The sequence below is a fragment of the Blastopirellula sp. SH421 genome (assembly GCF_057808535.1).
Genome location: NZ_CM173712.1, coordinates 3,974,856 through 3,986,736 on the forward strand (window position 1 = coordinate 3,974,856; position 11,881 = coordinate 3,986,736).

The 11,881-nt window shown below is 55.2% G+C and carries 6 protein-coding genes and 1 tRNA gene; 6 read left to right on the forward strand and 1 reads right to left on the reverse strand.

What is annotated here, in order from left to right; all coding sequences use genetic code 11:
• Window positions 1-286: 286 nt before the first annotated feature.
• The 5 genes from SH421x_RS16110 to SH421x_RS16130 all read left to right on the forward strand — a co-directional run bounded on the left by SH421x_RS16110 (window position 287) and on the right by SH421x_RS16130 (window position 9,165).
• A complete protein-coding gene (locus SH421x_RS16110; RefSeq protein ID WP_488850409.1) occupies window positions 287-916 on the forward strand; it encodes a sigma-70 family RNA polymerase sigma factor in 630 nt (209 codons plus the stop codon).
• Window positions 917-958: 42 nt separating this feature from the next.
• A complete protein-coding gene (locus SH421x_RS16115; RefSeq protein WP_488850410.1) occupies window positions 959-3,922 on the forward strand; it encodes a protein kinase domain-containing protein in 2,964 nt (987 codons plus the stop codon).
• A 357-nt stretch (window positions 3,923-4,279) separates the two neighbouring features.
• Complete coding sequence (locus tag SH421x_RS16120) at window positions 4,280-5,563, forward strand: efflux RND transporter periplasmic adaptor subunit (RefSeq protein ID WP_488850412.1); 1,284 nt, start codon at window positions 4,280-4,282, stop codon at window positions 5,561-5,563.
• Window positions 5,560-8,757, forward strand: a complete 3,198-nt coding sequence (locus SH421x_RS16125) for an efflux RND transporter permease subunit (protein ID WP_488850413.1) — start codon at window positions 5,560-5,562, stop codon at window positions 8,755-8,757. The genes SH421x_RS16120 and SH421x_RS16125 overlap by 4 nt, the downstream gene beginning before the upstream one ends.
• 117 nt (window positions 8,758-8,874) lie before the next feature.
• Complete coding sequence (locus SH421x_RS16130) at window positions 8,875-9,165, forward strand: hypothetical protein (protein ID WP_488850414.1); 291 nt, start codon at window positions 8,875-8,877, stop codon at window positions 9,163-9,165.
• Here the strand turns inward: SH421x_RS16130 and SH421x_RS16135 are convergent.
• A tRNA-Met gene (locus SH421x_RS16135) sits at window positions 9,147-9,220 on the reverse strand. The two genes, SH421x_RS16130 and SH421x_RS16135, sit on opposite strands and share 19 nt — an antisense overlap.
• 360 nt (window positions 9,221-9,580) lie before the next feature.
• On the opposite strand from SH421x_RS16135, the gene SH421x_RS16140 reads away from it, so the two are divergent.
• Window positions 9,581-11,878 (forward strand): prenyltransferase/squalene oxidase repeat-containing protein, encoded by a 2,298-nt coding sequence (locus SH421x_RS16140; RefSeq protein WP_488850415.1) that lies wholly within the window; start codon window positions 9,581-9,583, stop codon window positions 11,876-11,878.
• The last annotated feature ends 3 nt before the right edge of the window (window positions 11,879-11,881 follow it).

The window sequence follows — 11,881 nt, forward strand, 5'->3', positions numbered from 1 at the left end:
CGTGGATCGTATTATCGCAAGCCGTTGTCACCGACCACCTGTCGTAGAATAGTCCAACTACAGGGAAGTTAGCAAATGAAGCGTGACAATCTTCGACGGATCGGCCAATAAGAAGTCCGCGGATTCCAATTGTAGGATGGCCATATTTGACTTCTATCGGAGTCATTTCCATCTTGATTACCTCGGTCCCATTCCTGAAATCTTGAAATAGTGTCGACGTTCGATACCGAGGGGGGCGAAATTTTCCCACAATTCGTCGTCGCAGCGTCTAACCTATAATTATGGCATGACAGAAGAACCGAATGACGAATCCGACTTCACTTCCCTGCAGATGGGGGACAATGGGTTGGCGAATCTCTTCGCCACGCACCGGGTGCGTCTGCGACGAATGATCGACATCCGGCTTGACGCCCGGGTCACTGGCAGGGTTGATCCTTCTGATATTCTCCAGGAAGCCTATTTGGAAGCGGTTCGGCAGCTTCCCGCATATTTAGAAACACGAAATCTGACCCCTAAATTGTGGCTTCGCCTGATCACTCGGCAGCAGATCACCGCCGCACATCGCCACCACCTGGGCGTCCAGAAGCGGGACGCGAAGCTGGAAGTTTCGTTGGGAGGAAACGCTCCCTCGTATGCGAACCCGGAATCTCTTTCCCAGTTTCTTGCGGATGGAATGCTCAGCCCTAGTCGGGATGCCGCAAAACGAGAGTTTCGTGAGCGCCTAAGAGCAACACTAGAGAAAATGGATCCTATGGATCGCGAAATCATCGCTCTGCGTCACTTTGACGAACTTACAAATGCGGAAGTCGCCGTAGAGTTGGGGATCAGCAAAACAGCCGCAAGCAATCGATACATCCGCGCATTGCAGCGGTTGAACAAGTTACTCTCAAGCGTATCTTGGCTTCCTGATCCTTAGTCACTTCGCTCAACAAACATTCTTTTAACAAGCTACGACACCATGGACGATTCCGACGAGTTCCGAGATCCGGTCGAAAGGCTGGGAGAAGAATTCGTCCAGCGATTGCGCAGCGGCGAGAAGCCTTCGATCAGCGAATATGTCGCCGCCAATTCTGACCATGCAGACGAAATTCGCTCTCTGTTCGGCACGCTGATGGCGCTAGAAAACCTGAAGTCGCATCACGACGAAGACCGCTGGCAAGCATCATCTAGAGCAACATCGGAGCCAATCCCGGAAACAATCGGCGACTTTCGCATCATGAATATAATTGGTCGCGGAGGCATGGGGGTTGTCTATGAAGCGGAACAGGAATCACTCGATCGTACGGTTGCTATCAAAGTGTTGATCGATCACTTTTCCGATTCCCCACAAGCAGTCCGGCGTTTTCGCCGTGAAGCACAGGCCGCCGCCCGACTGCAACATCCCAATATCGTCGCCGTGTTCGGGGTCGGCCAATGGGAACGGAAGCATTACTACGCGATGCAGTTCATCGCAGGTCGCAGCCTGGACCGCATTCTGGCCGAACTAAACGCGCTTCAAGAACCAGATTCGAAAAACAATGTCGCCGAGGATTCAGGTTCAGCGACGAACGTCGATGACGAACTGGCTGCGGAGATCGCCGTCGCCTTGAAAAAAGGTTGCTTCGAACCATCGCTGCTGGCGAAGAAAGTGGCCGCTCCAACTTCCGATTCCGTTTTATCGCCAACGTCGTCAGCGATAGGTGCGCCAAACGGCGCGGTGACAATAGTTAGCGGCCCAACGCCCAGCGACAATCGACAATTCGCATCCGTTCGCCTAAGTCGCGACTATTGGCGGAGCGTTGCCGGCATCGGCGCACAGGCGGCCAATGCCCTGGATTATGCGCATCAACAAGGAGTACTCCACCGCGACATCAAGCCCGGAAACCTGATGCTTGACGACGCCGGACGAGCTTGGCTAATGGACTTCGGTCTCGCGAAGTTGCTTGATGAGGCCGATCTGACGACGCCTGGCGATGTCGTCGGCACGCTTCGGTACATGGCGCCGGAGCAATTGGAAGGACGCGCAACGACGCAAACCGACATCTATAGTCTTGGGCTGACCTTGTACGAACTGTTGACCCTTCGCCCGGCGTTTGACCGCGCCGAGCACTATGCCGCATTGTTAAAGCTGAAGACGAGTGCTACGCCCCCCAAGCCGCGTTCGATCAATCCGCAAATTCCAGCGGACTTGCAAACGATCGTGTTGAAGGCGATGGCGCCCGATCCAGATCACCGCTACGCCACGGCGCATGAACTCGAAGAGGATTTACAGCGTTACCTGGATGACATCCCGATTCGAGCGCGGCGCACGAGTCCTTGGGAGCACGCGCGTCGTTGGTGCCGTCGCAATCCAGCGTTGGCCGCGCTGACTACGTCGACACTGCTCCTCTTAGTCCTAAGTTGTTTCGCCGCGGTCTTTGGGTACCTGCGGGAGTCGCAATTGCGAGCTGCTGCCGAGACGGAAAGCAGCCGAGCAGAGGCCAATCTGGTCCTCGCGGCAGAGGCGTTTGATACGATCTTTCGCCGCATCAGCGTCCAGGCGCCCGCCCGATCGCTGGCCGATTCGGCCAATGTTTCTGAACTGGGCGAGTTGCCGATGTCGCGTCTTTCTAACAACGACGTACAAATCCTCGAAGGCCTGTTGTCGTTCTACGACCGTTTTGCTGCAGCCAATGGAAATAGCGAGCGTTGGCAGTACGAAAGCGCACTGGCCTACCGAAAAGTGGGAGAAATTCAACAGCGACTTGGTCGAGCGCATCAGGCGCAAGCCGCTTTTGAACGAGCGATTGAGTTGCTGAAGCAAGTGCCGTCGCTAGTGGTCTCATCGCAAACTCCGCCGCAACTGGAGATGGCGTTGATTTATCAGCAACTGGGCGATTTGGCGATGGCCGCCGATCAATTTGACGTCGCCTATCAGCGTTTTCAGGAGGCGAGTGAAATTATTGTAAACGGCGTTGGCGATTGGAAACGAACGCCCGAGGCGCAGCTTCAGCTTGCCCAGGACTTCAGTGCGATGGCCAAAGCGAACATCTTTGGCCAGGTCATTCCTCGCTCCACGACCGGTGCGCCGGTCAATTCGGAGCACGCCCGACAACTGCTTGCGCAATCGATCGAGATTCTTGAGCAACTGGCGCACCAGTTTCCGAAGTCGGGAGACTATCGATTGGAGCTTGCCAGATGCTGGGAGGATCTGGGGGGAATGATGAATTTTGCCGCTGGCGGCGAGCCTTCCTCCTCTAGCACGAAACAGGCGGTTCAATTGCTGGAAGAACTAGTCGCAGAGTTTCCGCAAAAGGCGGAATATCGGCGTGCTTTGGCTTGGACCTATGCCCACGCCGCCGAGTTCTCAGCGCAGGATCTCGATCGAGCTCCACTCGAATTGTTGCAAAACGCTCGCGAATTGCTGGTCGATTTGCCGCTGAAATTTTCGGAACAACCAGAAACTCGCGAGATTACAGCCCGCATCTCGCAGCAACTTGCAGAACGGAAGCTAGATGCTCATCAACTGGATGACGTCGACAAATTGCTGACAGAAAGCCGCCAAGCGATCGCCAAACTCGCCGAAGATTTTCCCTATACGAGACGGTATCAGTTCGGCTTGGCCCGCAGTTTCTATCTGCAGGCGATCGTCGCCTACGAGCGCGGCGATCTGAACCAGGCCAGTGGCGATCTGGAAGAATGTATTGCAAATTGCGATTTGGATAGCATCGGCAAAAATCCCTCGTTCCTGATGCACATGGCCGCCCAGGCGCAGCGCGGACTGAAATCCATCCATACAACGTTGGGTAACAAGCAGCGAGCGGAGAAAGCAGCTCGTGAGGAAGCGATTCTTCAGCAGCAACTAGCGCAAATGCAAGTTTCCTTACCGCCAATGACGCTGATTGACGATCCATGGCGGTTAGATCGGTCTGCAAAAGGCGAAACGCCGTTGGCCAATCCCTAGCCCCCCGATCTTAGGGCTCATCTCTCCCCGGGAAATTCTCACCTCTTGGGAAAATCTCTGTGGACGCTGATTCTCGTTTCTCCAATTAAGGTACAGGGGCAGATGCATTTCATGCGTCGCAGGCCCATCGCAATCGCTTATTTCAAGCGGGTTTATGTCTTTTCTTGCGAGAATTTCGTGCCTGGCGATCTAACAAAAAACTATCGTAAAACGGTCCAAAGTGAAGTCGCGAAAGCCGACGAACCAGAATCGTCCCGCGAAATGCCCAGACCGTCTAGCCCACAGAAAACCGCCTGGCGTTCGCTCTTGGGGAATACCGTTCAGGTCGCTATTTCGCTCGCTATTCTCGGAGGGAGCGTGGCAGTTTTCCTCGCATTAGGGCAATCCAAGAAGCATTCGGAAAAGGGGGAAACGATTGGGGTGATCCCGATTGTCGATACGGCGACCGTCGCCGAGCATCACTCGGGAATCGACTTTGAAGCGGACGGCGTCGTCGTGCCGTTTCAAGAGGTTGCCCTTTCTCCAGAAGTCGATGGCCGCATCGCCTATCGCGCGCCGCAGTGCCGAATTGGCCAGTACGTCAAACAGGGAGACCTCCTGCTGAAGATCGCCAACACCGATTATCAACTTCGGGTCCAGCAGCTCGATCAACAGCTCCATCAGGCCGAAGCGAATCTGCAAGAGCTGACGATACAAATCGAAGCTGCCAAGGGGCAAATTACGTTGGCGGAGGTGAACGTCGAAATCAAGAGTCGTGAGATTCGTCGATTCGAAGCGATCAAAGCGAACGGCGTGATTTCGAAGGCGGAAGTCGATACCGCCAAGCTTAGCGAGCACAACGCGAATACCGAACTGCAATCGAAACGCGATTCAATGCAATTGCTGCTTGCCCAGAGGGTCCGCTTGGAAAACGCATGTAAACTGGCGTCGCTGGAATGCGAACAGGCTCGTCTCGATTTGTCGCGTACCGAGATTCGAGCTCCCATCGCCGGCGTGATCACCAAGGACCCGGTTGTTCAAGATAGCTTCGTCAATCGTGGAGCGGTCGTCGTCGTCATCCAAGATTCTAGCCAAATGGAAGTCCGCTGCAGCATTCGCATGAATGAGATGGAGTGGCTCTGGCAGACGACTGGGACTGACTTAAATTCTACGCAGTTGAGCGCTTCGTATCAGTTTCCCGAGACTCCTGCGACCGTCGTTTATGAGTCCGAATCGGCTCGCTACGAATGGCCGGCCACGCTTCGCTTCTTTGATGGCGGCAAGTTGAGCGAAATCACGCGTCTGATTCCGTGTCGCGTCACGGTCGATGGCGACGCGAAGCCGAAAGTGATCGCGAAACGTCCGTTGATGATTCCACCGACGCTCATGAGCGGCATGTTCGTCAAAGTGGTCATCCATGCTGATCCCAAAATACCGCTTTTACGACTGCCAAAAGCGGCTGTCAAACCGAATGGATACGTTTGGGTCGTTCGCGATCAGAGACTGCATCAATTACCAATCAGCGTCGCCAATTCAGGCGTAGCGGAAGTAATCGCCTATCAAGACAAGGATGGAATCGTCGCCGACGATCTGGTTGTTACATCGCCATTGATAGCCCCGGTGGAAAACAGTGAAGTCGCCATCACGGAGCCAGCCCAATGAAGTCGTTAGTCCGCTGGGCCATGCAGAATCAGCCGGCAATGAACATCTTGATGATTGCGGCGATCGTCGGTGGTCTTTACTTTACGAGCAAGCTGAATCGTGAGATGTTTCCTGAGTTCGAGATGGAAACGATCCAAGTTTCGGTTTCCTATCCCGGCGCGTCGCCGGACGAAGTCGAGCAAGGGATTTGCCAGAAGATCGAGGAAGCGGTCCGCTCGGTCAACGGCATCCGTAAAGTAACTTCATCTTCCTCGGAAGGTTCCGCGTCGGTTGCGATTGAACTGCGCTCCGGCGTTTCCGATCCTGACCGCGTGCTCAACGAAATTCGGTCCGAAGTTGACCGCATCACCAGCTTTCCGGACATGGCGGAAGATCCCGAAGTCCGCCGCCAGACTCGTCAGGAAACCGCGATCCGAGTCGGCTTAATTGGGCCGCCGCCGACCAGCGTCGATGCTGCGATAAATTTGCGCGAAGTTGCGGAACAGGTGCGGGAAGATTTGCTTGCCCTGCCCGGCGTGACCGATATTGAGATCTCCGGCGCCAAGGACTATCAGATCGACATCGAAATCCCAGAAGAACGGCTGCGCTCCTATGGCCTAGCTCTTTCGAAAGTGGCGTCAATCGTCGCGAAGGAAAACCATGAGTTGCCCGGCGGAACCATTCGGGACGACTCACAGGAGATCTTGTTGCGCGGTCATAATCGGCGACTCTACGGTCAGGAAATCGCTGAATTGCCTCTCCTCTCGGGAAATAGCGGCACGGTCCTTACGATCGGAGAGATCGGAGTCGTTCGCGACGAGTTTACTGATACGGCCGCGATCTGCGAAATCAACGGCGAACCTGGCCTGGCGCTGTCGGTCGTTCGCAACAAGACCGACGACCTGCTGGCAGTCGTCGACTCCGTCTACGACTACGTAAAAAAAGCCGATTTGCCAGCCGGCTATCATCTGGTCACTTGGAGCGACCAATCCGTTGACGTCCGTGAACGTGTTCAACTGCTGATTGTCAACGGTCTCCAAGGTTTGGCGCTAGTCGGATTTCTATTGGCGCTCTTTCTGGACCTGCGAGCCGCGTTTTGGGTGGCGATTGGAATTCCGTTCTGCGTCTTTGTGACCGGATCGTATCTCTACTTCTCTGGCAATTCGCTCAACATGCTTTCGATGTTTGCGTTCATTATGGCGCTCGGCATCGTCGTTGATGACGCGATTGTCGTTTGCGAGAACATCCACGCCCATCAACAGATGGGTAAGTCGCCGATGCAAGCAGCCTATGACGGCACGATTGAAGTCGTTCCCTCGGTGATCACCGCGGTACTGACGACAATCGCGGCGTTCGTGCCGCTGCTGTTCGTGACCGGCCAGATGGGAAAAATGCTAAGCGTCATGCCTGTCGCGCTTCTGTCGATGCTGCTGGTTTCCATGTTAGAGGCTTTCTTGATCTTACCTTCCCATTTGAGCCATCACGATAGCCTCGTCTTTCGCGCGCTACGAGTGATATTTTTTCCCTTTATTTGGCTTGTCCATGTAATCGGCTGGATGAATAGACTCACTTCACAAGCCCTCGACGCATTCATTGCAAGTTTTTATTTGCCGACGTTGCGATTGGTTTTGGCGAACAAGTTGATTTCGGTTGCAACCATCATCGGACTCCTCATCGCCTCCGGTGGTTTGATCCGATCAGGAATCGTTCCGTTCGTGTTTCTTGGTAAGATCGACAGCAAAAATCTGGTCTGTTCCATAACCTTTCCCGACGGTACGCCGGTCAGTGAGACCGATCGCTGGACCAAGCGAATTACGGAAGCGTTTGAGAAGATCGACTCCGAATACGCCGCTCAGGGAATGCCGCTCGCACAAACCTATTGTCGCGTCGTCGGATCGCAGGTCTCAACTGGCCCGCCAGGAGAGCAGGCGACTACCAGCGGTGCAAGCCACAAGGGAAGTGTCGAAGTCGAACTAGTGAACAGCAAGGACCGTTCGCTGTCCAGCGCCGAAATTCTCTCGCTTTGGCGAAAAGCGGTAGGCGAAATTCCGGGCGTCGATAGTCTTTCTTTCGATACGATGTTCAGCGGGCCGGGCGGAACCCCCATTCAATTCAAATTGATGGCCAGTAGCGTTCATGCCGAACAACTGAGTGACGCCGTCGCAGCCTACATGGAAAAACTCTCTAAATTCCCCGGCGTCTTTGACATTGCCGACGACGCGATCCCCGGCAAATGGGAATACCGAGTTCGCGTGAAGGAGGACGCGATGCCGCTCGGCGTTACGTCGTCCGACTTGGCCAACACGTTACGCAACGCCTATTACGGCGCCGAAGTGATGCGCATCCAACGGGGACGTCATGAAGTGAAGATTATGGTTCGCTATCCTCGTAGCGATCGCCAAAACCTCTCGAATTTTCAAGATGTTTGGGTTCGAACCGAAGATGGAGTAGAACGCCCGCTGTCGGAACTTGCCGACGTCGAGATCATCCGAGGTTACTCCGAGATCAATCGCTTAGATCAAAAGCGAACCGTCACGATCTCTGCCGACGTCAACGAAAGCCAAGGGAACGCATATGACATTGTGAAATCGTTGCAAACCGACTTTGTTCCAGAATTGATGGAACAGTTTCCCTATGTCACCGTTCGCTGGGAAGGACAGCAAGAGCAGACGCAAGAGTCGGTGAGCAGCTTGATGATGGGGTTTGGAATTGCTCTGCTCGCAATTTTGGTCCTGTTAGCGATCGAGTTCAAATCGTACTTCCAGCCCTTTCTAATCATGGCGATCATCCCCTTTGCAATGGTCGGCGCCGTGCTCGGGCATTGGGCCTTGGGACGACCACTAGAATTATTTAGCTTGCTCGGACTGGTCGGATTGTGCGGGATCGTCGTCAACGACTCGATTGTGTTGGTCGACTTTATCAACCACCGCGTCAAGGAAGGAATTCCCCTCGACCAGGCGCTTCAGGAAGCTGGGACACGTCGACTTCGTCCCGTGCTGCTAACCTCCGTCACCACCATCGGCGGCCTGATGCCGCTGATGTTTGAAACCTCTCGTCAAGCGCAAATGCTGATCCCGATGGCCACCAGCATCGCCTGCGGGCTGATGGTCAGCACGTTGTTGGTCCTATATATGGTCCCCGTTTTCTACTCGATCTATCACGACTTGTGTGAACATGTTTTTCGCTCGCCTGATTCGTGCGAACGGGGAAGTTGATTTGTCGATCAATGGACGTTATTCGGTCGTCAGCAAGTAGCAAACTACGCGGGTGAAGGTGGTATGCAAAGCGACGATTCGCAAGAAGCCGATTAAGAATAAGATTTCCTGCTTCGTATGAAGGCTCAAGACCTACGAGACGAAGAAGCAGAGCTACGACTTCGGATGGAACGTTGCAGTCGTGATCGGACCGAAATCATCGACGTTGCGGTAAAAGCGTTTGAACTTTCGCAAAGCTTGAGAGAGAAGTGGGTTACGGCGGATTACGCTGCGAAACGTCGAATCCTCGAAATCACCTGTTTGAACTGCAAGTTCGATGACGTAACTCTTTACGTCACAATGAAAAAGCCCTTTGACCTGTTGGCCAAAGGGCTTATTTCGATAGAAAGTGGCGGGGGCCGGATTTGAACCGACGACCTCGAGGTTATGAGCCTCGCGAGCTACCTAGCTGCTCCACCCCGCGACATTAAATCCTACTAGCGACATCAAAGCCGCTGTTGGAAGTGGTGAATTGTAAAGCAACCCGGGGGAGTGTCCAGGGGACCGGCCGAAAAAATTGGCGGCTACTCTTTTTCGGTCGGTAAAATTGCGACGAAAGCCGGGGAAGAATTACGCGATTTCCTTTCTATCACGGCGTCCCGCGACGCTGATCATGCCCTGCTGGCGCGTCAAAATCGACAAAATCGGCGCGAATTCTGCGCGCCGACCCGGTGAGTACAATGCCGGTTCCTTGCCGCTTGAAAAAGGGACTGGTAGAGTGACGTAACCCCTTTTTTCGCTGGTATTTTGGCCGTCTGTTGTGATAGCGGTCTTGGAGCTGTGGATGTCGAGCGAGGAACATCCGAAAGACCGCATTAAGTCGCCCGAAAAGCGACCAGCGCCGATTTCGCAGCCTGCAACTCCACCACCAGCCGGTGACCAGGGCAAAGCGCCTATCTCGTTTGGCCAATCGACACCGCAACCGAACCCCAATTATTTCCCCCCCCACAACTACCCACAGCCGGGTCAGTTTGGTCCACCGCAGCAATATCCGCCGCCCCCCTACTCTCCTCCTCCCTATCCCCCGTCCCAATTTACGCCGTCCCAGTATCCGCCGCCGGGCCAGTATCCACCGTTTCCCAGCGGTCCTTATCAACCGCCTAGCAATCCCAATCAGTGGCCCAGCCCGCCGGTTGCGCCTGCGGAGCCTCCAACCCCGCCAGCCGAGCCAACCACGCCAGCCGAGCCGACGCAGCCGCCTGCTGCAACTCCGCCGGTAAATGACGCGACGCCGGTCGAGCCAATTCAAGCTGAGCCAATTCAACCAAGCCCGCGTGCTGCGCCGAAACAGCCGCAGTCCCCTGGTCCTGCGGCAAACAAGAAGGCGCCGCCGCGCAATGCCGACGAACAAGGCGAGCAGCCGCGCTGGCGAGGAGAAAATTCTCGTCCTACTCCGGCCAAGAATCCGCCTCCGCCGAATCCACGACCCCCAAAACTGCCCAGCGCCCAGAAATCCGATTCCTCCAAGGCCGTTACGCCCCAACCAGCGCCAGCCCAACCAACAGCATCGGAAAAGCCTGCACGCCGCCAGGCTCCTGCGAAAGAAGCGGCGCCTGGGGACAAGTTAACGCCTGTCGACAAATCGGCGTCAGTCGAAAGCGTGCCTACCGATCGCCATGGTTTGCCACAAGCAGCGCCCAAGCGAACCCAACCTAAGATCGTAAATCCCGATCTGAAAGTTGCCGAGCATGCAGCACCGGCCGCAGATTTGACCGCCAAGTCGACCAAGTTGATGCCTCCCTGGATGGTCAGCACGATCATTCACTTTCTCTTGGTTCTGGCGCTGGCGATGTTCGTATACACTCCGCGGCAGAACCAAGTAGTTACCGTAACTGCGACCTATGCCGAAAAACTTGGCGAGCAGCTTGATCAGCCGTTTGTGCTGGACGAAGCCGACCTGATGGAGGACGACGTTACCGGCTTTGACATCACGTTGTTTGAGTCAGAGCAACCTCCGCCAGAGTCGCTGACCACGCTAGCCGCAACCGGAACCAAAGCCAAACTAAGCGAGCTAGAAAACCCCGGCGTCGAGTACAACTTTCGCAGCGATGGCGGCGGTAAGCAGGCGATGCTGAAAGCGTACGGCGGCAACGCAACCACCGAGCAAGCGGTCAAAGCGGCGCTCGAGTGGCTGAAACGCAATCAGCGCCGCGACGGTTCGTGGAGTCTCAAGGGCCCTTACAACGATGGCGCCGGGATCGAAAATCATGTCGCCGCGACCGCGATGGCGCTGTTGGCGTTTCAAGGCGCAGGTCACACGACAATCGCAGGCGAGTACGTCCAAGAAGTCCGCCGCGGCTGGGACTTTCTGCTGTCGCAGATGGATAACGACGGCACGTTCATCAGCGGACCGCTGGCCAATCAGCATCGGCTGTACACCCAGGCCCAAGCGACGATCGCCTTGTGCGAGTTGTACGGTATGACACATGACGAACAGTACAAACAGCCGGCCCAGCGCGCGATCGACTATGCCGTCCGAATTCAATCACCTGAAGGTGGTTGGCGATATACGCCCGGCGATGGCGCCGATACTTCGGTCACCGGCTGGTTTGTGATCGCGTTCGCCAGCGCCAAAATGTGCGGACTGACCGTTCCCGAAGATACGCTCCAGCGGGTCGGCGGGTTTCTCGATAGCGTCTCGAAAGAAAATGGCGCTCGCTATACTTACCAACCAACCCGCAATCAACCGGCGACCTTATCGATGACGGCCGAGGGTTTGCTCTGTCGGCAATATCTGGGCTGGAAGCAAGAAGACCCGCGATTGACCGATGGGGTCAACTTTTTGATCGACAATCCAATCGACTGGAAAGAACCGGACGTTTACTACTGGTACTATGGCACCCAAGTCGCACATCACTATGAAAGCTCGGCCTGGCAAGAGTGGAACAAAGTGATGCGTCAGGCTATTCCCCAGCGCCAAGAGCAGCTCGGCAGCAATAAAGGCAGCTGGTCTCCCGATGGCGACAAGCACGGCGTCATCGGCGGTCGCCTTTTCATGACATGCTTGTGCGTTTACATGCTCGAAGTCTATTACCGGCATCTGCCGATCTACTCCAAAGCCGAAGTCCTCTCGCTACAGTAGGTC

Bases quoted from the DNA above. Each gene is read 5' to 3' on its own strand.
- SH421x_RS16130 (WP_488850414.1), top strand. From the start codon at position 8,875: ATGAAGGCTCAAGACCTACGAGACGAAGAAGCAGAGCTACGACTTCGG.
- SH421x_RS16115 (WP_488850410.1), top strand. From the start codon at position 959: ATGGACGATTCCGACGAGTTCCGAGATCCGGTCGAAAGGCTGGGAGAA.
- SH421x_RS16125 (WP_488850413.1), top strand. From the start codon at position 5,560: ATGAAGTCGTTAGTCCGCTGGGCCATGCAGAATCAGCCGGCAATGAAC.
- SH421x_RS16140 (WP_488850415.1), top strand. From the start codon at position 9,581: ATGTCGAGCGAGGAACATCCGAAAGACCGCATTAAGTCGCCCGAAAAG.
- SH421x_RS16110 (WP_488850409.1), top strand. From the start codon at position 287: ATGACAGAAGAACCGAATGACGAATCCGACTTCACTTCCCTGCAGATG.